This is a genomic window from Alteromonas sp. CyTr2 (assembly GCF_947311905.1).
Classification (GTDB): Bacteria; Pseudomonadota; Gammaproteobacteria; order Enterobacterales; family Alteromonadaceae; genus Alteromonas; species Alteromonas macleodii.
The window spans coordinates 53,026-74,682 of sequence record NZ_CAMZMZ010000022.1; the positions used below are offsets into that span (position 1 = coordinate 53,026).

Consider the following 21,657-nt stretch of genomic DNA (forward strand, 5'->3'; position numbering starts at 1 on the left):
GTATCATGGAAAACCTAACAATTTAATATAGCGCGATTTGCGTGTCTTTTTGCCAACACATCGCTCACTTTTATACTTTTACTATTAGTATCAAACTAGCTATCACATTGCTACATAAAGGAAAGCTGGCAATCTAGATAAAATGCTAAAGAGAAAAAGCGAGCGATTGGATCACTTTCCTGAATATGGGAGCGACCAGCCAATTTAGACAACTTATTAGCTTCGCTTACTAATACGCTCATGTCGCTGCTCATTGGTTGAGACACTACAAATGCAATGATCCAAAGGCCGCTTTACGTACTCTTCTGCCGTTTAATTACAAATACTCGAACGGCTGCTTCTGGCACAAGCCGGAATTAAAGGAAAAAACTGCTGTGTTCACCAAATGTATTTAAAATGAATCAACGCTAATCTAATAAAAAGCGCCTAAGATCTTGTTCGTGCCGCATTACGTGCAAAATAAAGGCTTTGCTGTCCTCAAATTTATAAAAAATTCGACAGGGCTTTACATAAAGCTCGCGGTAATTGAGGGATGGTAATTCGGGGACTGACTTTCCTGATTTAAGATATTCCTCAAGCATGTCTACTTTGGCGAAGACTTCTTTAACCAGTTTCTTTGCCGCAACTAAATTAGATACCGCTATGTATTCAGCAATCTTGTCCAAGTCATTTAGAGCAGGTTCTGTCCATACTATTTCAGCCATTTATCCATTTTCTCTTTGGCATGCAGGTTAGCTAAAACATCATCATTTCTTATTGCCTGCTCACCTTTTGCAATACCTTCCAGAATCGACATACGCTTTTGCATCATCTCATAATCATCAACATCAACTAAGTAAGCCGATGGCTGACCATGCTCAGTAATCAAAACAGGCTCTTTTGAAGTGTGCAGGTCTTGCAGAATTTTTGTGGCTTGTCTCTTTAATGTAGTAACTAATTCTACTTTCACGATGCAGGTTCCAGCTTTCAAATGTACCACTATAGTATCACTTAACGATAACCACACAAGATTTCATTCACTCTGAGCAGAGTTGCAAGGTAACTAATCACACCCTACTTCACCCAAACTAACGCGATATTTAAACTCACCACGCTGATTAAATACGTCAAAACCATTATCAGAAGTTTTAAGCTCAAGCTCCCATACCCAATTTGTTTTTTCAATAAACTTTAATTCATAACGGTTTAAAGGTAGTGGACATTTTAAATAGAAATAATGGTAGGCCGTACCCATGGCACCTGGGTCCGCTGTAAACACGTAAATAGTGTTATTTTCTATTGCAAATTCTTTATGAAAGTAATCTCGGTTAGTTCCTAGTGTTGCATCAATCAGTACACCTAATAGACCTATCGCAATCTGAATGAGCGCCACTGTTGCTAAAACACAGCTAAAAACAATAGACATCCATTTACTTTTAAAAAGATACCTAAATGTACCGTGCTGCGTGAAAAGCAGGTACACACCTGCGCAAAGCGCTATAAGCTTAACTAAGGCTAACGCGTCGCCGACCTGTGACATAAACTTGGGGGAATGGTAGTTTAAGCCCCACAGCACACCACCATGAAGACTTTCCACTAATGGAACTAATATCAGAATTAGCACAGCGAGTAAGGGAGCGATCAAGGCCGCAAAAGTCCTTTGCGGCACTTGCTGGTTACTCGGGCTATGGTTTTGCTCTAATTGCGTTGTCTCTAACATTAATTATCAGCTACCTTAAATAGGCGAACCTGGCGGCAGCGGCTCTACTTCAAAGGTACTTGGCCATGCCTTACTAGCCCAATAAGTATCGAACTGTTCTTTCAGTATTTCATACTGATTGTCGTCTGCTTTGTCGTCTAACCATTCGCTAAATTCAAGCAGAGCAAGTTCGGCTTCCATTTTTACTTCAGGCGCCAACTTATCGTTAGTTACTGCTTTCATCACTGCATTCAACGCCACTAACTGTAAGCGTTTTGCTAATGGGCTTTGTGACTTATTTTTATACCAGTGAACGTTAAGTATTTGCTTCACCAGCATAGAAACGCCTACTTTTTTGCGTCTGTCATTACTACTTCTTGTTTGCCACTCTAAGCGGTTTAAGCGCTCTGGGTGCAATAGTAATTCAAACGCAAAGTTAGATGCTGAAGCAGCGGCAGAAACAGGGTCTAACATTAACCCCATTTTGCCCTTAAAGTGCTCGCGAGTAATATCGTCGCCATAGGCTGTAGGTGGAATAAGGGCGAGTACCGATTCAGGTATAGTCAGGTAATCAGCAGTAGTGGCAGTAATTAACTGTTGCATTGCGCGCTGCTGCACCGCAGGTGCTACAAACTGTTGGCCCTGTGCTTGGGTGTAGTCACCTTTGCGCTCGTATTCATACACTAAACCGCCGACTTGCTTTGCAACGGCTTCTAACTGATAACGGTGGAGTAAGTAAATAGGCACTAAAGCATTTTCAAGCGAGGATAAACTGCTATTTGGGCTTAAGGTGTCTAAACCCAAATTGGCTAACGCCAGTTCGCGCACTTGTGAAATTTCATCGAAAGCATCTAGCGGATTGCTACCGTTTTCCCACATATGACCATTTGCTGATGCATGACGACTACTGCGGGTATCGGGGTCTGACTTAAAACTTAAACCCTCATTACGGCCTTTTACGATAATTTTTGCCAAGGCTTCCGTTGCCTCTACGTCGCTGGCAAAATCTTGATAGCCATACGCGACGGCGTGAATATCCCATGCGCCTATGCCTTTATCATACGCGCCTTCCAAGCTAATTTTGCCGTTTTTAATACTAATTTTGGGATGAGGATAATCCATTACCGACGCACGGTTATTTTCACTTGCCGCAAAGTTGTGGGCTATACCCAATGTGTGCCCTACTTCGTGGGCTGAAAGCTGCCTAATGCGGTCTAAAGCCATTTCTTGCTGTGCAGTGGTGTCGGTGCTGCCGTCCTTAAAAGGACTGGTTAGGCCAAGGGCAATTAAATAATCTTGTCTTACACGCAATGAGCCGAGCGTAACGTGACCTTTGATAATTTCACCAGTGCGCGGGTCGACAACCGACGAACCATAAGACCAACCGCGCGTTGCGCGATGTACCCAGTTGATTACGTTATAGCGCACGTCCATTGGGTCGGCACCTTCGGGCAATACTTTCACCTGAAACGCATCTTTGTAGCCTGCGGCTTCATAGGCTTGATTCCACCAGCTCGCCCCTTCTTTAAGCGCGGTCATTACGGGTTCTGGAGTACCAGGATCTAGGTAATACACAATAGGCTCCACTGCTTCGCTCATTGCAGCATGCGGGGTTTTCTTGTTTAAACGATGGCGGGTAATAAAACGCTGTTCAGTAGGCTCGCTGATAGGCGTTGAATAATCAAAGTAACTGAATTTCCAGTAGCCCGAGTACGGGTGGTACTCTCTGGGCGTGTAATTGTCGTCAGGCAGTGCCACAAACGAGTGATGCAAATGCACCGACAAGCTTTCTGGGTCGGGCGTAACTTGCTGCACGTATTCGCCTGGCTTCTTACCTGCAAAGGTGACTAAAGCCTCTAATTCAGTATTCTTTTCAAAGCCTTTGGTTTTAGGTAAATACACGCCGCTTCGCATGTTATCTACGCTAAAACTGCCTTGGTTAGTTCCCGCTAAGCGATTGCCAATGCCATGGATATCGCTTAATAAGAACGGTGTGTAATCTATTAGACTGGCGCTGTCGCTTTTTGCTACCAGCGTAAAACCTGCGATAACCGAATCAGCAAAGGCTTCATCAATGCTCTGTTTCTCAGCGTCGCTGCCATGGGCTGCTCGGTATTTGGTGTTGTGCTGCTTTAATAAAACCTTGTTTCCAAATTTTTCAAAGCTTACTAAACGCGTATTGCCTAGCTGGCCGCGATCAAGGCCAATGTCGTTAGACCCTACGCCATAAGGCAAGCTGCTTTGAAACAGGTATTCGGCGTGGGCTGTTGGCACCGCCAAGTAAACTTTGTCACTTTCATCGTCATAGTAAACAGGAATTAAACCATCTTTTTTGGTCATATTGCTGGTGAATTCACCAATGCTTGGCAGCGCAGCCAATGCGGAAGACGTAGACACGACAAATAATACCGTAATCGCAATGGCCGATTTGCCCGATGCTTTTACTTGTCGTGCCGCTCTATGAAAAATGTTCAATTGCAGCATGCAGTTAGTCCTTATTATTGTGAATTTCTAGCCTACCCTATGTGGTGGGTTTTGCCCATGGTAGTTCATCGTTTAATGCGCTCTTTTTGCTTGTTATTTAGCTGTGAACAGGCTTGGTTTTTCCTACCGAAGGTAATGCACTAAAAACGCAACTATATGGAAGAAAACAGCTGGCATTGACTCTGCTCAATTGCCGTTTAAACATTCAAAAGCATGAGCGACAACAAATTATTTGATCTTGGTCAACACCAAGCTTTGTTTGAGTTGTAGAGGTATTTTACGGCTTATAAAATCCGCCGCCTTGTTTAAAGCGTCTAGTAGCGGTTTTTATCTATGACTTCAAAATTATCACCTAATCGCAGCTCTTCTAACCTACGTGAAGACTCAGTTTCAACATTGCCAAACCAAACGTTAATCGCGCCAGAGTTGCTTGCACCTGCGGGTAGCTTACGCAACATGCGCTACGCTTTCGCCTATGGCGCTGATGCTGTTTATGCTGGGCAGCCACGCTACTCGCTTCGTGTAAGAAACAACGAATTCAGCCTTGATAACTTAGCGATAGGCATAGAAGAAGCACATGCTTTAGGTAAAAAGTTCTATGTAGTAAGCAACATTGCCCCCCACAACAGTAAGCTAGGTACCTACTTAAAAGATATTTCACCAGTAATTGCGATGAAGCCCGATGCGTTAATTATGTCAGACCCAGGGCTTATTATGATGGTGCGCGACGCCTTCCCTGAAATGCCTATTCACTTGAGTGTACAGGCCAATGCGGTGAACTACGCCACGGTGAAGTTTTGGCAGAAACAAGGCATAGAGCGCGTTATTTTGTCCCGAGAGCTCTCTTTGGAAGAAATTGAAACTATTCGCGAGCATGTTCCAGACATGGAATTGGAAGTGTTTGTGCATGGCGCGCTTTGTATGGCGTATTCGGGGCGCTGCTTATTGTCTGGATATATGAATAAACGCGATCCTAATCAGGGCACTTGTACCAATGCTTGTCGATGGTCTTACGATGTTAAGGCAGGCGAGGAAAACGAAACTGGCGACATCGTTCTAACCAGTGAGATTAATAAGGCAGTTACAGCACCTCAAGTGGTAAATCCTACCCTTGGTGAAGGCACGCCAAGCCCCAAAGTGTTTATGTTAGAAGAAAAGGAAAAGCCTGGAGAACTGATGCCAGCTTTTGAAGACGAACATGGCACCTATATTATGAATTCTAAAGATTTGCGTGCCGTGCAACATGTTGGCAGGTTAACCCAAATGGGCGTGCATAGTTTAAAAATAGAAGGCCGCACTAAATCACATTACTACTGTGCCCGAACCGCTCAAGTCTATAGAAAAGCAATTGACGACGCGGTAGCAGGAAAGCCTTTTGATAGTACATTAATGGGAAGCTTGGAAACTTTAGCTCATCGAGGTTATACCGAGGGTTTCTTGCGTCGCCATGCGCACCACGCGTATCAGAACTATGAGTATGGCCACTCAGTCAGCGATAAACAGCAATTTGTTGGTGAAGTGATTGACCGTTGTGAAGAGTCTGGCTATGCAATTATAAACGTTAAAAACAAATTCTGTGTAGGTGACTCGCTTGAGTTGATGACGCCAAGCGGCAACATTACCTTTACTCTAAATGAGATGCTGGATAAGAGAAACCATTCTATTACGGATGCTAAGGGTTCAGGACACCAAGTAAGAATACCGATACCCAGCGATGTGTCTCTAAACTTTGCCCTACTGCTGCGAAATTTAGATGAAGGCGTTGATACCCGCAATCCGTTTCGAAAAGCTCCTAGTGCAGTAACACCCGAAAACGCGAGCGAGGCATAATGCATGGCACTGCTTATTCTTGATAGCTGCATTAACTGCGACATGTGCGAACCCGAATGCCCTAATGCCGCTATAAGCATGGGTAATAAAGTGTATGAAATAGACCCGTTACGCTGTACAGAATGCGTGGGGCATTACGATGCCCCTACTTGCGTAGCGGTATGCCCTATCGATGTGGTTAAGCCCGACCCGAACAATAGAGAGTCACTAGACGAGCTGGCCGAAAAGTTTGTTCGTTTAAATAGTTAGCTATGAAGTAAGTCAGCGAGTTAATTGTACTTCTCGAAGAATTCCCTTGAATCATAACCAAGAGTGATCCCTAATTGCGGTACAGTTTGAATTGGCACTACTAATAAGGATTTTATTTTGAAGTTTGCCTCTCGCGCTACGGCGATTTCTCCGTTTCTTGCTATGGCCTATGGCGAAAAAGCCACGGCACTAGAACAGCAAGGTAAAGATGTTATAAGACTTAATATAGGCGAGCCTGATTTCGGCGCACCCGCGACAGTGCTCGCGGCAATGAAAGAAAGCCTAAGCTCCCCAGATTTTCCCTATACCTCGGCGCTGGGCATGCCTGAACTACGTGAAGCCATTGCACGCTTTTATGAAGATAAACATGGCGTAGCGGTAAGCCCTTCTAGAGTGGTAGTGACCGCTGGGGCCTCTGGCGCTTTACTTTTGGTAAGTGCTGCCTTGGTTGAACCTGGCGACAACGTGATATTGGGCGACCCGTCTTACCCCTGTAATCGACGTTTTTTAAACGCATTTGGCGCAGAGGTAACACTGGTGCCAACACGCAGCGAAGATAACTTTCAGCTAACCGCTGCAAGTGTTGCCGATAATTGGAAGCACAACACGAAAGGTGTACTTATCGCCACACCTGCCAATCCTACAGGTACGGTTATAGATGCAGAAGAACTGATTAAAATTGGCGAATACTGCAAATCCAAGGGTGGCTTCTTAATTGTTGACGAGATTTACTTGGATCTATCGCTTTCGGCCGATCTTGATATTCGCGATGATGCATTCGCTTCCCAATCGACCCTGGGCACTGATACCAAACTTCAAACCGTACTTGCCAATGCACAGCTTGAAGAAACAGTGGTCGTAATAAACAGTTTTTCCAAATATTTTGGTATGACCGGCTGGCGTCTTGGCTGGTGTGTGGTACCTGAAGCGATGACACCCATCATTGAAAAGCTCGCGCAGAATTTGTTTATTTGCCCTTCTACCCTTTCGCAAAAGGCCGCTCTTGCGTGCTTCACACCAGAAGCATTGACGCAATGCGAGCAAAACCGCCATACGCTGGCAAAGCGTGCTTCCCTTGTTTTTAGTGCACTGGAAAATATGGGGCTTGGTTTAGATGCAAAGCCTGACGGTGCGTTTTACGCCTACATCAATATTAAGCACACAGGGCTAAGTGCAATTGAATTTTGTGATGCCCTACTTTCACAACATCATGTAGCGCTTACGCCGGGTAATGATTTTGGTGAGCACAATGCAAACCATTACGTAAGACTGTCTTTCGCCACTAGTATTGAACGCTTGGAGGAAGGGCTTTCACGGCTAGCTGAGTTTGTAGAATCATTAAGCTAACGCTTTTTATGCTCACCATTTAATTTCGTGAATAGACAAATATTACCGAAAAAAATGATAGATATGGGTGCTTGTGCGTATATTGAGTAACGCATATTGATGACACGTGTCGAAACGAAATAAAACAGGACAAAACAATGAGTAACGAACGGGAATTTGATGTAGTTATCTTCGGTGCTACAGGTTTTACGGGTAAGTTAGTAGCTGAATATTTTCAGGCTCAGTATGGCAGCGATGACAACGTTAAGTGGGCGGTCGCAGGCCGAAACGAAGCTAAACTCAACGGCGTAAAAAAGGAGCTAGGCATTAGTGAAAGCGTTGCTAGCATTGTAGCCGATGGTGATGATGACGACGCGCTAGATGCGTTGACGAAGCGCACAGCCGTTGTACTTACCACTGTTGGTCCGTATCAAATTTACGGTGAAAAGTTACTTTCTGCATGTGTCGATAACGGCACCGGCTATACAGATCTTTGCGGTGAGCCAGCCTGGATGCACCAAATGATCAATAAGTACGAAGCGAAAGCTAAAGAAACCGGCGCAAACATTGTGTTCTCGTGTGGCTTTGACTCTGTGCCTTTTGACCTTGGTGTGTACTACCTTCAAGAACATGCAAAAAAGCAAACTGGCGATGTCATTGAATATGTAAAAGGTCGCGTTCGTAAAATGCAGGGCACGTTCTCTGGCGGTACGGCTGCAAGTTTAAAAGCGACCATGGCGGCTGCGCACAAAGATAAGTCTGTCATGGCGGCACTTATTAACCCGCACTCATTAACCGATGGCGCGTCAAATCAGCCACAGCCCGATGGCAATAAACCTTACTTCGATGAGCAGTTAGGCACATGGGTTGCACCGTTTATTATGGCGGCCATCAATACTAAAAACGTTCATCGCACGAACTACCTGGGCGGATATAGCTACGGCAAGAACTTTCAATATGATGAAATGATGATGACTGGCCCAGGTGAGAAAGGTGAAGCCATGGCGAATCACGTTGCCAAAGATAAGTCGCTTGCAAGTGATGATGGCCCTAAACCAGGTGAAGGCCCGAGCAAAGAAGAGCGCGAAAATGGCTTTTACGATGTCATGTTTGTGGGTACCGCTACCAATGGTGATATGCTAGCCGTATCGGTAAAAGGCGACAAGGATCCAGGTTACGGCTCTACCAGTAAAATGATTTCAGAATCTGCCCTTTGCTTGTGCAAAGACGTTAGTTTATCTGGTGGTTTCTTCACACCTGCGGCAGCACTTGGTAACAAGCTTATCCGCCGTTTAGAAGAAAAAGCAGGCTTAACGTTTGCTATCGAGAAATAGCGATTCAAAAAACGAAGGCTGAACACAAATTGCGTTCAGCCTTTTCTCTCTGCGCTAGGTGTTATTGTTGTTTTTTAAGCGAGTACCGCTTTTAATGCTTTAACGCACGCGTCAGTTTCTTCAGGTGTCCCTACGCTAATGCGTGACCATGAGTCGTACCCAGGCCACGTACGCCCTACAACCTTTATACCTTGAGCTTTCATCTTTTCTGCAAATTTATCGTGCGGCATGCCCGTATCTATGTAAATAAAATTCCCTTGTGGATTTGGCGCAAACGGCTGCTTTAACTCTTTAGCTACTTTTACTAACTTTTCACGCTCAGTTTTAATGCGTGAGCGCATTGTGTTTAAGTTCTCATGATCATCCATACTTGCCATACCCGCTACTAATGCCAAGTAATTCACACCACCCATGCGCAGCATACCGCCCATTGTTTTAGCTTGCTCAGCAGGCATGATGGCGTAACCGAGACGCTGTCCCGCCATGGCGTGAATTTTAGAGAAGGTGCGGCAAATCACCACGTTGTACCCTTCAGCTACTAGCTTCGATTGCACATTAGCGGGGTAAGCATCAGACATTTCAATGTAGGCTTCATCGATGAAAACCTGTGCTTTCTTCGATACGCGTTTTGCAAAAGCGGTAAGCTTCGCCGCATCTACCATGCTCCCTGTCGGATTATTTGGATTACATACGTACACAGCAGTCGTATCTTCGGTTACTGCAGCTTCAATTGCATCTAGGTCAAAAGTCATATCATTGGCTAACGGCACGTAGATCACGTCTGCCCCCATAAACTCAGCGCCCCGTGGTACGCCTTCGTAGGTTGCCATAGACGTTACCAGCTTATTGCCGTTTTTGGTGATCCAGTCCGCATAGCCAAAAAGAATAGGTGAAGATCCATTCGTAATTACGATTTGCTCAGCAGATACACCTTCTTGCTCAGCAATTTTTTGCGCTAACACTTCAACCGTAGCGTCGGTATAACGCGCTAGGTTTAAAAGCTCGCTTTGCATTGCCTTTGCGGCTTTTTTTGACGGCCCAAAGGCGTTTTCATTTGACGATAAGCGAATAAGACCATCGTTTACATTGGGGGTAGCAGACGGGAAGTGTTCAGTTTGCATACCTGCGGCACGAAGGTCGCCCATAATACTGTCAACGCTGGTCGTTAGCGCTACTGCTCCTGCACCTAATCCCGCAGACTTTAACCAATTACGGCGTGAAGAATTCACGGTACTCTGTTGTTCATTTTTATTCATATTTCGCTCTGCCTTCCGTCTACGTTCACTTTAGACTAAAGGCTTAATTTTGAACGCGCAATAGCATAAAAAGTCTAAACCATTGACATGAATGCACTTTTTACGTGCATGTGGCGCACTAAAATTGACAACATAAGAAGTTTTAACGCGTTAAGCCGTTACATTGCGGTGCAGCGTTATTTTGTCGTTTTTGGCGTTTGCGATGAATGACATTTTTTCAGATGTTAAAGGCGTAGCACTCTCTCACTATTGGTTCTTTGCACTTGAAGCCTGCCTTTTAAACGACTGTGTAATCCATCTATATAAATACAGAGTAAGAATTACGACTAAACATTAATCGATTACTCAGTATGCAAAACAGGAGTTAAATATGGCTAAGGACCACGGCAACCAAATTAAAAACGACGACACTTACGAAGCCCTTCGCGAGGAAGGCTATAGCAAAGAGAAGTCGGCGCGCATTGCCAATGCGCAAGCCAATAGCGAACAAACGCCTTCTAAAGATGGTGGAAAAGGCAAAAAGTACGAGGATCGCACTAAAGAGGAACTGTATCAAAAGGCCAAGGAAGTCGGCATTGAAGGTCGCTCTAACATGAGCAAAGACGAATTAATTGATGCGTTACGCAATCATTAGTGGCGGATAGACCGCCATATACAAAAACTGGTCACTGTGGCGGTGATGATTACGTTTTATCAGACACGCATAATTTGTGCATTTCGTGGCAAACCTCAACTTCAAGTAAAGATCTACCACCTCAATAGTAGGCGACTAGCTCTTCGCCCGCTCAACATATGACAATATTTCATGATAAAATGAAAATAAGTCATTTTTATTCATAGTTAAATCAACGTATAACGTGTTCATAGCTTTTACAGCAGTCTCACTACTCGGTTTAACTTTAGGAATAGAAGCGCATTCTCATGAACAACAACGTGAACACAGATTTCTCTTTTACTATTAACAGCGTTCAGTTTAATGAAGATTATCGCCCTTCAGACAACACACGCATCACCACCAACTTCGCCAATTTAGCTCGTGGTCAACGCCGCAAAGAAAATTTGCGCGATGCACTAAGAATGATAAACAACCGCTTCAATGCACTGGCTAGCTGGGATAATGAAAGTGGCGATCGCTATGCTGTCGAACTTGAAATTGTGTCGGTAGATATCGACGTTGAGGGTAACGGCAACACATTCCCAACTATCGAAATCTTACAAACCAATATAATTGACAAAAAAACGGGTAAACGCACTCAAGGTATTGTGGGAAACAACTTCTCGTCTTATGTTCGCGATTATGACTTTAGCGTTCGTCTATCTAATCACAATCGTGGCCAGTCTTCGTTCAGTGTCCCTACCGATTTTGGTGATCTGCACGGAAAGTTGTTTAAGTATTTCGTTAATTCAGAAGCCTATAAAGCACATTTTTCAAAGCTGCCGGTCATTTGTTTAAGCGTTTCCGACAATAAGACCTACCGTCGAACAGAAAATCAGCACCCCGTTTTAGGTGTTGAATATCAGCCTAATGAATCATCACTAACTGAACAGTATTTCAAGAAGATGGGCTTAAACGTGCGCTATTTCATGCCACCAAACAGTGCTGCTCCTTTTGCATTTTATTTCTTTGGTGATTTGTTAAACGACTACACCAATTTAGAACTTATCAGCACTATTGCTACGATGGAGACCTTCCAGAAAATTTATCGCCCTGAGATTTATAACGCTAACGCCCAGGCAGGTTTAAGCTACAAACCAAACTTGAAAAATAGCGATCACTCAGTGACTCGCATTGTTTATGACCGTGAAGAGCGGACTCATCTAGCCGTTGAACAAGGCAAGTTCGTAGAAGAGAACTTTATAAAGCCTTATCAACACAAGTTAGCGCAATTCACAGCAAGCTACGCCTGATCCGTTCTTTTAAATACTTGCGATATTCAAACCGCACACGTTGCGACAACAAAACTATGATAAGGGCAGCACGTTCTGCCCTTCGCGCATCCATACAAATTATTGATTAGAAGAAAGCGAATCACATGAAAAAACTACTCCCCACTTCTATTGCAGGCAGTCTTCCAAAACCATCGTGGCTTGCACAGCCTGAAACTCTGTGGTCGCCGTGGAAGCTAGAAGATGAAGCATTAGAGGAAGGCAAAAAAGACGCGCTTCGCGTTACGCTTCAGGAACAAGCCCTATCAGGCATCGATATTGTGTGTGACGGTGAGCAAACCCGTCAGCATTTTGTAACTACTTTTATTGAGCACCTAGACGGTGTTGATTTTGAAAACCGTAAAACCGTACGTATTCGCAATCGCTACGACGCTAGCGTTCCTGTCGTTACCCAAGCTGTTACACGGCCAAAATCAGTGTTCGTTGAAGACGCAAAGTTCTTGAGAAGCCAAACCGATCAGCCCATCAAATGGGCGTTACCTGGTCCTATGACGATGGTTGATACGCTGTACGACGACCATTATAAAAGTCGCGAAAAACTTGCGTGGGAGTTTGCCAAAATACTAAACCAAGAGGCAAAGGAGCTTGAGGCTGCTGGTGTTGACATTATCCAGTTTGATGAACCTTCGTTTAACGTATTTTTCGATGAAGTCAATGAATGGGGTATTGCCGCATTAGAAAGAGCCATTGAAGGGCTTAAATGCGAAACTGCAGTGCACATTTGCTACGGATATGGCATCAAAGCTAATACCGATTGGAAGAAGACATTAGGCTCTGAGTGGCGACAATATGAGGAGAGCTTTCCTAAGTTAGCAAAATCTAATATTGATATGGTTTCTCTGGAGTGCCATAACTCTCATGTACCCATTGAACTGATCTCGCTTCTTAAAGGCAAAAAAGTGATGGTGGGCGCTATTGATGTTGCAACTGACACAATAGAGACACCAGAAGAAGTAGCAGCTACATTACGTGAAGCATTAAAGTACGTGGATGCCGACAAACTCTACCCTTGTACAAACTGTGGTATGGCGCCCCTTTCACGACAGGTTGCTCGAGGCAAGCTTGAGGCGCTCAGCGCTGGCGCTGAAATAGTAAGGCAGGAATTAGCTCAGAAGCTCAGTGCTTAATACGCCTCAAAACTTTTGTTAAGCAAGAGCATTTTGAAAGCGCACTAAAGCCCACATCAACGTGGGCTTTTTTATTTCTAGCGGTTCAAAACCGTATCAGCGTTATTCTCATCTATTCGACCTTATTTAAGGTTAACTCCCTTACATTATTTATAGTTTCCACAGAATCAAGGATAATTAAAAACATCATTAAGAAATAAGAGAGAAAATATAACACATGGAGAAGTAACAAACATTTAACTTATGAGCAACATTAGCAATTACCTGATTTAAAACAGCGACAAAACAACTATTATTCACGTTAAAAAAAGAAACCTTAATATACACGGTTTAAATTTACTCAGTTAGTGCAATATACGAGCAAAAACCTTCTAACTCAAAATTAATCAAGCAAATGAAACACAAGACGAAAACTGCTTAATAAGCGCCCTAAAAAGACACTTTTCGACCACATGGTCAATATAAAAACAATTATTGGGCATTATTAATACAAAACTTAAAAACATTAATTAAACCTACTATTTATAATTTCTTTAAAATTAAGTTAACTCTTTCATAGCTAGAATTTAATTCACCGCAAAAAATTGATTTATTTAATACTAGATAATTAGAATGCGCGCCATTGCAACATAAGTAAAAACTACGCATGCAATTTGGCTAGCCCTTGCCTATTTACGGGGCGTTAACCAACAACAAGCACGTAAATCTAATTCACTAGGAACAATCCATGAAAAATATTGCAACTGCAGTTCAGTTAGCATTAGCAGGAAGTGTCGCGTTGACCTCAGGCAACGTTCTTGCACAGGACTCAACAAATGAAAGCGCTGACGTTGAAAAAATTCAGGTCACCGGTTCTCGTATCTCTCGTCAGGGCGCTATCGCTCCATCACCAGTAACAGCCATTTCTGGTGAGTCACTTCTTAATTCAGGTGCGATGAACATTGGTGAGGTGCTTAATGAGCTTCCTTCACTTGCAAACACATTCTCATTGGGTAATTCAGGTCAATTTATTGGAACTGCTGGTCTAAATATTCTTGACCTACGAGGTATGGGTACTGACCGCACGTTAGTATTGGTAGACGGTAAACGTCACGTATCTTCTTCAGCAGGTTCTGCAGCGGTTGATACCAACACCATCCCTACTTCATGGATTGAGCGCGTAGAAATCGTTACTGGCGGTGCTTCTGCGGTTTATGGTGCAGATGCAGTAACTGGTGTTGTTAACTTCATTCTTAAAAAGAACATTGAAGGTTTCGACGTGAGTGCGACGCAAGGCTTTGCACAGGAAAACGGTTATAAGAACGATAAATACCAAGCATCATACGGCTTTAACTTCGACAATGATCGCGGCAACATTGCTTTTGCAGCCGAATACAGCTCACAAGAAGCTTTAGAGGCCCTTGACAACCCTTGGACTGCAACGTCGTATCGTAATATGAGCTTTGAAAGCATCATGGGATACGAGCGCAGTGAAGACCAGTTAAATTCAACGGCATTTCCTGACAACTTTTACACTGCTAATGCGGGCTACTACACACTAAACAACTCTGGCGTCTTTGGCGGCAACTCTCATACTTTCAACGCTGACGGTTCAATTCGCGAAATCTACACCGGTGACCAAGTAGACGGTGCGTTCTGCGCAAACTGTGATTCGTTTAACCTGCGCCAGTTTACGCAGCTTCAGCCTGAGTTTGATCGTACTAACCTAAATGTAAAAGGTAATTACGAGCTAAACGACGACACCACAGTGTATGCACAGGCTAAGTACGCGCGTACTCGTGCAATTACAATGGGTCAGCCCGCTTTCTTCTATGGCGGTTCAGAGACAACCATTTATCGTAACAATGCCTTTCTAGATGATAGCGTTGCCGCATACATGGATGAAAACGAACTAGACAGCATTCAGCTTAACCGCATGATGACTGACCTAGGGCGCCGCACCGAAGCAGACGAGCGTGAAACTTATCGCTACGTGCTAGGTATCGAAGGCTACATGGGTGACGAGTGGAGCTACGAGGCATTTGTAAACTACGGCAAAACTGAATTAGAGCGTGAGAACCGCAACAACCTTGTTTTGCAAAACTTCGAAAATGCACTTAACGCAGTAACTGACGGCGATGGAAACATTGTTTGTGCGTCAGGTAGTGATGACGGCTGTGTACCGCTGAACATTATGGGCTTTGGTCAGCCTTCACAAGAAGCAATTGACTACGTCAATACTACATCAGTTGGCACAAGCAAAATTGAACAATACAACGCTGGCGCAACCATCGCAAACTCAGGCATTTATGAATTACCTGCAGGATACGTTGGCTTTGCAGCCGGTATTGAATATCGCAAAGAAAAAAGCGAAATTGAAGAACCTGATAATGCAGCGGGTACCTTTTTCAACACTCTAGGTGAAGATAAAGGCGATTACGATGTATCAGAAGTATTTACTGAAGTTACTATTCCACTACTTGCCGATCTCCCTGGCGTAGAAATGCTGACATTTGATACTGCAGCGCGTATTGCCAACTACTCTTCGATTGGCAACGCAAAAAGCTGGAAGCTTGGTCTAGATTGGAAAGTGTATGAAGATTTACGTCTACGTGCGACAAAATCATCTGCACTACGCGCGCCAAACATCGGGGAACTTTACGGTGAAGCAAGCCAAACGTTCTTCCGCGTAGACGATCCTTGTCGTACAGACAACCTTGCTGATTTAGCCAATGCCGACCAACGCATTGCAAACTGTGCTGCGTTAGGTATCCCTGCAGATTTCAACTCTGATTACGACTCAGCGACGCTAGAGGGCGTAAACGGTGGAAACATCGACTTGCAAGCGGAGAGCTCAATCTCTAAAACCCTAGGTGTTGTCTATACTCCTAGCTGGTTTGATGGCTTTACTGCTACTGTTGACTACTGGGAAATCGAGCTGACAGACGCGATTTCGTCTATTGACGGTCAAACAATTTTGGACCGCTGTGTTGACTCTGAATCGGGTATTAACAATGTATACTGTGGCCTTGTTGACCGCGATGGAACTACCGGTGAAATTACTCAGATTAGAAGCTACGCATTAAATATTGCAGGTCAAGAAGCTAAAGGTGTCGACTTTGAATTGGGCTATGATTTTGACGCGTTAGAAGGTGCCTTCCGTACAAGCTTGATTGCGACTTACCTTAAAGATCGCAAAGAATTCCCATTCCAAGATAATCCTGAAGTATTCTATCAGTACGCAGGTACGGCAGGTGAATCTGATTGGCAGGGTGTATTCACCATCAACTATAGCCGTGGTGATTGGGAAGCAAGCTGGAAAACTCGCTACCTAGAACGTTCAAGCCTTTACGACAACCAAGAGTTAGCGCGTAACCCAAATCCGAGCAACCGTATGGAACTGCCTTCATACGCTGTGACTGACGTGACCGCGGGTTACAACTTTGCTAACGGTGTTAGCCTAACCGTGGGTATTGATAACCTGTTTAATCGTGCGCTACCGACAGGCACGACAGGCACGGGTTCAATAGACGGCGCGTACGACAACATTGGCCGCTTCGGATACGTTACCGTAGCGTACAAAATGTAATTTACGTCATATTGAGCAATGATAAAAACGGCGCTTATTAGCGCCGTTTTTTTATTATAAAGTTAACATGACGTCATTTTATCGCTATATAAACGTCTATATGGTTGCCATTCACATAGTGCTCGAAGTCTATTGAAAACGTCCTTTCATACTCGGCACCTCCTTCTGTGAAATAGCGCCAAATATCGCTCCATGCATCAATGGCAATTTGCGGCATTTCACCTTGTCGCGAAAAAACGAGATACTTTCCTGCGGGAATAGTGATGTGCTCAATCTTTAAGTGTTCGGGCACTGAGTCACCGTCAAACCCAGCCAACACGGAAAAGTCACCGGAATGATCGGATTCGTAGTTGAAATACACGCCATACACTCGCTCGCCGCCTTTATAGTCAACAGCTATAGAATTATCAAACCTTTGCCAAAGTGCGGGTATCTTTCCCTGCGGTGAAAATTCAGTGTGATTATTGGTAATCACCGAAAAGCCTTTAATATCTATCGGTGAAGAGAGTTGTCGCATTTCCATGTCTTGATTCCATTTATTTGCGCGAGATAGTCATGATACACGCTTGTGCTTTGCCCACCATTCAGATCGTGGTTATTTCACTTACTTTTTATGTGTATTCTAACTGTAAAGTAAAAGGCTCATTGGTTTAAAATAATGAAACTAGCTGTTATCACCTTTTAATTTCAATACTTTCCCTTATCAACGAGCATTTCAGTTTAAGAACAAATATAATCCGGTTTTGTCTCATCTAGGTTGCAATATATTGTGAATCAACGTTTTTTACTTGCCATAGTCGCAGTGCTTCTGGCGATGGTAACCATACAGTCTGGTGCATCGTTTGCGAAACAACTCTTTCCTATCGTCGGTCCTGAAGGCACCAGTGCTCTTCGTGCGTTTTTCGCCGCGTTGGTGTTAACAATAATTTTTAGGCCTTGGAGAGCGCGCTTAAGCGCGAAAGGATGGCGTAACGTAATTTTCTACGGCGCTTGCTTGGGCGCAATGAATATCATCTTCTATCTTGCAATTGAGCGTATTCCTCTAGGCATTGGTGTTGCGCTTGAGTTCACCGGGCCATTGGCTGTGGCGTTCTTTAGTGCCAGAAAAAAGCGAGACTTTGCTTGGGCTATTTTAGCCGTTGCAGGCGTTTGTTTGCTGCTTCCCGATATTGGCGGCGGGTCGGCCGAGAGCTTAGATCCCGTCGGCGTTTTTCTTGCCCTTACAGCCGGCGCGTTTTGGGCCGGTTATATCGTATTTGGAAACAAAACAGGCAACGAAGGTTCTGGCGGTGTTACGGTAACATTAGGCATGCTAGTGGCCGCTATCTGTGTAGTGCCTATTGGCGTTGCAAGTCAAGGTATGGCCTTACTCTCGCCACAAGCTATTTTCATCGGGTTCGCTGTAGGCGTATTCTCGTCGGCTATCCCGTATACGTTAGAAATGAGTGCGATGCGCAATATGCCTAAGCAAACCTTCAGCATTATGATGAGTGTTGAGCCTGCCGTTGCAGCCATAGCGGCGTTCATCATTATTGATGAAACCCTCACGCTTTCACAATGGTTTGCAGTGGCTTTAGTCGTTATTGCTACCGCTGGGAGTTCAGCCACGCAAAAACAACTACCCAAACAAAAACAAATTGAAACCCTTTCCTAGGGCCTGTTGACCTTTGGTGTACGAATTTTGGTCTAAATGGAAGCCTTTTAATCGCGAAACAGTCCTGCAAGCCTAGCGAGCTAAGTTAAAGGACTGTGACAAAGAGTAAAAGGCTTCCATAACGACCCCTTCGGGCAGCGCCTTTGTGCCATCTATACTGCGTTGAATGTTTTCGATTTAGAACCACTAAACCGTCAAACATCCGCCTTGTCTAGATGGCACACAGACCGCTGCAAAAATGTACAACAAAGGTCAACAGGCCCTAGAGTTTCAAACTTTCTTTACTTTTTTACCATCCTTATTTTCCCCCTTTTTGAACTCAGGTCTTATTCTTTTCGTTAAACAACTTAAGTTAATAGTTGATTTAGTGGCTTAGGGAATAATTATGAAACATTATGCGGTAAACACAGAAGTAGAATGGGAATGGGGAAACGGTAGTGCAACGGGAAATATCAGAAAAAAATTTACCAATGATGTAGAACGCACGATTAAGGGTTCGTCAGTAAAACGTGAGGCTAGCGACAGCGACCCAGCATATCTCATTGAACAGGACGACGGTAGCAAAGTGCTAAAATCTCACAGCGAAATTACGAAGTCGTCTTAATTTGTTGATTAGTAAACCTAAACGAAAAATGCAGCGTTCTTTTTTCACTGATAGCGATGTCGTCAATATAGCAAAGACGCTCATTGGTAACGTCCTGTTTAGTAATGTCGACGGCGTACTAACCGGGGGAACGATAACAGAAACGGAAGCCTACCGTGGTCATCAGGATCTTGCTATGGAAAAACACCTGTTGCGGCGCCCTTCTTCGATATCAACACTTAAAAAGCAAGGCGGCGTTGCTTACATCTACACCATTTATGGTTCTCACAGTATGTTGAATATTGTTACCAATGACGCTGACCACACTGATTCAGTTCTGATCCGAAAAATTAAGCCTACAGAAGGTGTAGACAAAATGCGTGAACGTCGCGGCGTGAACACATCATTGCGTAATCTATGTGACGGTCCAGCTAAGCTGACACAAGCTCTTGCGATAACACCTGCGCTTAATGGTGAGCCTGTAGTGAATAACACTTTGATTTGGATTGAGGAAAGTAACCATGCCATTGCTAGTAAACATATCACTAGTTCGCCTCGCATCGGCATAGACTACGCAAAAGACGATCAAACCGGTAAGCTAGGTGCACGGGATGACACAACCTTGCCTTGGCGGTTCACGCTTAAGTAGCGCACCTCAATTGAAACTACTTCGCAAAAGCGAAAGTCAGCTTGCAGTCGATGTATTTGAGCAATTTGTTTACCACCCTTGGCACGGCAATATCACCGTTAGCAATTTTTGATTCAACATAAATATCGCAGTCATCATATTGAATTTGCTGGCGAATAACGTAATCATTGAGCTCGTCAAACAGGCTTTCTTTTAAAGGCACCATGCCAATGAACGCACCTGAGCCTTTTTCATCTACAAGTTCTTCTCGTTTACTGAAGTAAGCGCCTTCAATTTCTCGCTTTAGCGTATACGCCTGCATGGCATCTAACTTTGTTAAGCGAAAGTGCACGCTAGTTTGGGAGTCTGTCACTGGTTATCTCGGTTTTTCTTGAAGCTTATCTAAATGGCTACTGCTTTATTTCCACTTTCCAAGGCGGGTTCACTCTATTCTCTCCTGCCCAGTACAGCTTTATTTTGTTGCCAGATGGATCTCTTAAAATGGCCTCTTTCCAAAGGTAGCGCTGCTGCGTTGGCGGCTGCTCAAAACGAATACCTTTTTCCACAAGAGAGGTATACAACTCGTCTAGCGCCTCGTGTTCAAAATAGATCACACTGTGATTTTGAGCACTTTCGCTTTCTAAAGAGAGCGAAAAAGTGGACGAGCCTTCAGGACACGTGAATCTGGCATAATGCGGTGTATCTACAATTTGAGTGAACCCAAGTGTAAGGTAAAACTCCACCGCTTCGACCATATTGGTAACGGGTAACGTAACTTGGTTCAATTCCATGAAGACCTGCTCCTTTTGTAAAATTTTGAAAGACACCAGCCAATCGGTTTACACCCAAAAGGCCAGCGTCCAGTTAATATAACCGTTACACTATCAAAAATATCGTGGCTGCTGTGGCCGCGCCCATTGAAAGGTTAAACTGCCGTCTTCGAGTTGGCGAACTCAACCACACGCGTATTTTTGCGCCTACCGCTGCCCAAAGCGAGATGCTTGGAAAACCAATCATGGCAAAAGCGGTAACAATCGCAATACCAGATTGGGTGTAGTGCTCGCCAGGCAGTGAAAACGTGCCTACGCTGGCTAACGCCATCATCCATGCTTTAGGGTTAATTAACTGGAATAATGCCCCTTCCCACCACTTGAGCGGCCCTTGACGTTTGGTCGATTTAATTTTGTTTTCTACCAGGTCTACTGGCTCATCTACGGGGCCAGTGGCAATTTTAAGTGCTAACCATAACAGGTAAGTATCGACATTGCCTGCGTTTTAATTTCATTGATAGTACGCAGGCTGCGCGCACCGAAGCTATTCAGCGTCTTGGTGAGATGCTTGTTGCACAAGAAACCTAATTTTTTATACAAAGTGCGTAAACCCGAGGGCAGTTGATCCACATCAACGCAGGCTAGCCGTAAGTCCACCAAAATAAAACCATCCAAACTAACCTGTGAAACTTTGTATGCTTACGTTAGTGAATAATACAGATGCGAATGATGACATTGTGCCTGAAGCACACGGACTATACCGTCTGCATTTAAAGCCTAACACGCAAATGGCGATAGAGAATAAGCCCGTCTTCGGTGCGAATATTACGCTACATAGCAGCGTATTGAAGCACGATAATTTTGTGGCAACGCCAGATAATATATTAGGTTGGCTGGATCACTGCGGTTTGTCACACTTTGCAGTGAAAGCCGAGACCGACAATTCAGAAAGTGAAGACACGTCTGTACTTTTGCCTTCACAGTTTTTAAATGCCGAAGGCGGAATTTTGCGTGTAACTGCCCCCACCCGCATTTATCTAATCAGCAAAACCCCAATTGATATTAACAAACGCGGCCTGTGCCTTTTTACGCCAGTAAAATAACCAAACAGAAGTGTACTCTGCCCCAAAATTTTGGGGTCAGAGTCTGAGGTATCCCCACAAATAATATTGCGATATCAATAAGATAAAAAAGATAGGAACATTCATGACGTTTGGTGATCA

At 44.1% G+C, this 21,657-nt stretch carries 22 protein-coding genes; 12 read left to right on the plus strand and 10 right to left on the minus strand.

All coding sequences use genetic code 11. From position 1 onward, the window contains the following. Positions 1-110: 110 nt before the first annotated feature. The 5 genes from QME20_RS12660 to QME20_RS12680 all read right to left on the minus strand — a co-directional run bounded on the left by QME20_RS12660 (position 111) and on the right by QME20_RS12680 (position 4,162). Positions 111-242 carry a hypothetical protein gene (locus QME20_RS12660; RefSeq protein WP_281716021.1) on the minus strand — a complete coding sequence of 44 codons (132 nt, stop codon included), beginning with the start codon at positions 240-242 and terminating at the stop codon, positions 111-113. Between the two features lie 165 nt (positions 243-407). Continuing rightward, positions 408-704 carry a type II toxin-antitoxin system RelE/ParE family toxin gene (locus QME20_RS12665; protein ID WP_239259910.1) on the minus strand — a complete coding sequence of 99 codons (297 nt, stop codon included), beginning with the start codon at positions 702-704 and terminating at the stop codon, positions 408-410. Then, positions 692-949 carry a type II toxin-antitoxin system Phd/YefM family antitoxin gene (locus QME20_RS12670; protein WP_239259912.1) on the minus strand — a complete coding sequence of 86 codons (258 nt, stop codon included), beginning with the start codon at positions 947-949 and terminating at the stop codon, positions 692-694. The genes QME20_RS12665 and QME20_RS12670 overlap by 13 nt, the downstream gene beginning before the upstream one ends. Positions 950-1,042: 93 nt before the next feature. After that, positions 1,043-1,699: a hypothetical protein gene (locus tag QME20_RS12675; protein ID WP_278343488.1), complete on the minus strand. Its 657-nt coding sequence runs from the start codon at positions 1,697-1,699 to the stop codon at positions 1,043-1,045. Between the two features lie 15 nt (positions 1,700-1,714). Next, positions 1,715-4,162 (minus strand): zinc-dependent metalloprotease, encoded by a 2,448-nt coding sequence (locus QME20_RS12680; protein WP_281716022.1) that lies wholly within the window; start codon positions 4,160-4,162, stop codon positions 1,715-1,717. 333 nt (positions 4,163-4,495) lie between these two features. Between QME20_RS12680 and yegQ the strand changes: the two genes are divergently transcribed. From yegQ to QME20_RS12700, 4 genes are all read left to right on the plus strand, one after another. Beyond that, on the plus strand, positions 4,496-5,992 hold the full coding sequence (gene yegQ, locus QME20_RS12685; RefSeq protein ID WP_281716023.1) for a tRNA 5-hydroxyuridine modification protein YegQ: 1,497 nt from the start codon (positions 4,496-4,498) through the stop codon (positions 5,990-5,992). Positions 5,993-5,995: 3 nt separating this feature from the next. Next, positions 5,996-6,241, plus strand: a complete 246-nt coding sequence (locus QME20_RS12690) for a YfhL family 4Fe-4S dicluster ferredoxin (RefSeq protein ID WP_014976780.1) — start codon at positions 5,996-5,998, stop codon at positions 6,239-6,241. 117 nt (positions 6,242-6,358) lie between these two features. Beyond that, positions 6,359-7,588, plus strand: a complete 1,230-nt coding sequence (locus tag QME20_RS12695; RefSeq protein WP_281716024.1) for an aminotransferase class I/II-fold pyridoxal phosphate-dependent enzyme — start codon at positions 6,359-6,361, stop codon at positions 7,586-7,588. Positions 7,589-7,725: 137 nt separating this feature from the next. Beyond that, positions 7,726-8,901 carry a saccharopine dehydrogenase NADP-binding domain-containing protein gene (locus tag QME20_RS12700; RefSeq protein ID WP_014949786.1) on the plus strand — a complete coding sequence of 392 codons (1,176 nt, stop codon included), beginning with the start codon at positions 7,726-7,728 and terminating at the stop codon, positions 8,899-8,901. 74 nt (positions 8,902-8,975) lie between these two features. On the opposite strand, the gene QME20_RS12705 is transcribed toward QME20_RS12700, so the two are convergent. Continuing rightward, complete coding sequence (locus tag QME20_RS12705) at positions 8,976-10,157, minus strand: histidinol-phosphate transaminase (protein WP_281716025.1); 1,182 nt, start codon at positions 10,155-10,157, stop codon at positions 8,976-8,978. 370 nt (positions 10,158-10,527) lie between these two features. Between QME20_RS12705 and QME20_RS12710 the strand changes: the two genes are divergently transcribed. From QME20_RS12710 to QME20_RS12725, 4 genes are all read left to right on the plus strand, one after another. Then, the gene (locus QME20_RS12710) at positions 10,528-10,791 is read left to right on the plus strand and encodes a Rho termination factor N-terminal domain-containing protein (RefSeq protein ID WP_014949788.1); all 264 of its coding nucleotides are present in this window, start codon (positions 10,528-10,530) and stop codon (positions 10,789-10,791) included. 299 nt (positions 10,792-11,090) lie between these two features. Then, on the plus strand, positions 11,091-12,065 hold the full coding sequence (locus QME20_RS12715; RefSeq protein ID WP_281716028.1) for a DUF1852 domain-containing protein: 975 nt from the start codon (positions 11,091-11,093) through the stop codon (positions 12,063-12,065). 125 nt (positions 12,066-12,190) lie between these two features. Further along, positions 12,191-13,231, plus strand: a complete 1,041-nt coding sequence (locus QME20_RS12720; RefSeq protein ID WP_039216499.1) for a methionine synthase — start codon at positions 12,191-12,193, stop codon at positions 13,229-13,231. 727 nt (positions 13,232-13,958) lie between these two features. Further along, positions 13,959-16,799, plus strand: coding sequence for a TonB-dependent receptor (locus QME20_RS12725; RefSeq protein ID WP_281716026.1), 2,841 nt, complete (start codon positions 13,959-13,961; stop codon positions 16,797-16,799). Between the two features lie 73 nt (positions 16,800-16,872). Here the strand turns inward: QME20_RS12725 and QME20_RS12730 are convergent, their stop codons facing one another. Beyond that, positions 16,873-17,322 (minus strand): effector binding domain-containing protein, encoded by a 450-nt coding sequence (locus tag QME20_RS12730; protein WP_061095270.1) that lies wholly within the window; start codon positions 17,320-17,322, stop codon positions 16,873-16,875. A gap of 246 nt (positions 17,323-17,568) precedes the next feature. Between QME20_RS12730 and QME20_RS12735 the strand changes: the two genes are divergently transcribed. The 3 genes from QME20_RS12735 to QME20_RS12745 all read left to right on the plus strand — a co-directional run bounded on the left by QME20_RS12735 (position 17,569) and on the right by QME20_RS12745 (position 19,685). After that, positions 17,569-18,453 (plus strand): DMT family transporter, encoded by an 885-nt coding sequence (locus tag QME20_RS12735; RefSeq protein ID WP_281716027.1) that lies wholly within the window; start codon positions 17,569-17,571, stop codon positions 18,451-18,453. 385 nt (positions 18,454-18,838) lie between these two features. Continuing rightward, positions 18,839-19,057, plus strand: coding sequence for a DUF2945 domain-containing protein (locus QME20_RS12740; protein ID WP_049587649.1), 219 nt, complete (start codon positions 18,839-18,841; stop codon positions 19,055-19,057). A 28-nt stretch (positions 19,058-19,085) separates the two neighbouring features. Next, complete coding sequence (locus QME20_RS12745; protein WP_075177556.1) at positions 19,086-19,685, plus strand: DNA-3-methyladenine glycosylase; 600 nt, start codon at positions 19,086-19,088, stop codon at positions 19,683-19,685. 16 nt (positions 19,686-19,701) lie between these two features. On the opposite strand, the gene QME20_RS12750 is transcribed toward QME20_RS12745, so the two are convergent. The 3 genes from QME20_RS12750 to QME20_RS12760 all read right to left on the minus strand — a co-directional run bounded on the left by QME20_RS12750 (position 19,702) and on the right by QME20_RS12760 (position 20,765). Next, a complete protein-coding gene (locus QME20_RS12750; RefSeq protein WP_049587648.1) occupies positions 19,702-20,037 on the minus strand; it encodes a hypothetical protein in 336 nt (111 codons plus the stop codon). 37 nt (positions 20,038-20,074) lie between these two features. After that, entirely contained in the window at positions 20,075-20,455 is a 381-nt protein-coding gene (locus tag QME20_RS12755; protein WP_039234794.1) for a VOC family protein, read from the minus strand. Between the two features lie 85 nt (positions 20,456-20,540). Further along, on the minus strand, positions 20,541-20,765 hold the full coding sequence (locus QME20_RS12760; protein WP_230962113.1) for a hypothetical protein: 225 nt from the start codon (positions 20,763-20,765) through the stop codon (positions 20,541-20,543). 364 nt (positions 20,766-21,129) lie between these two features. Here QME20_RS12760 and QME20_RS12765 point away from each other — a divergent pair, with 364 nt between their 5' ends. Beyond that, positions 21,130-21,537 carry a hypothetical protein gene (locus QME20_RS12765; RefSeq protein ID WP_039216512.1) on the plus strand — a complete coding sequence of 136 codons (408 nt, stop codon included), beginning with the start codon at positions 21,130-21,132 and terminating at the stop codon, positions 21,535-21,537. Positions 21,538-21,657 lie beyond the last annotated feature (120 nt).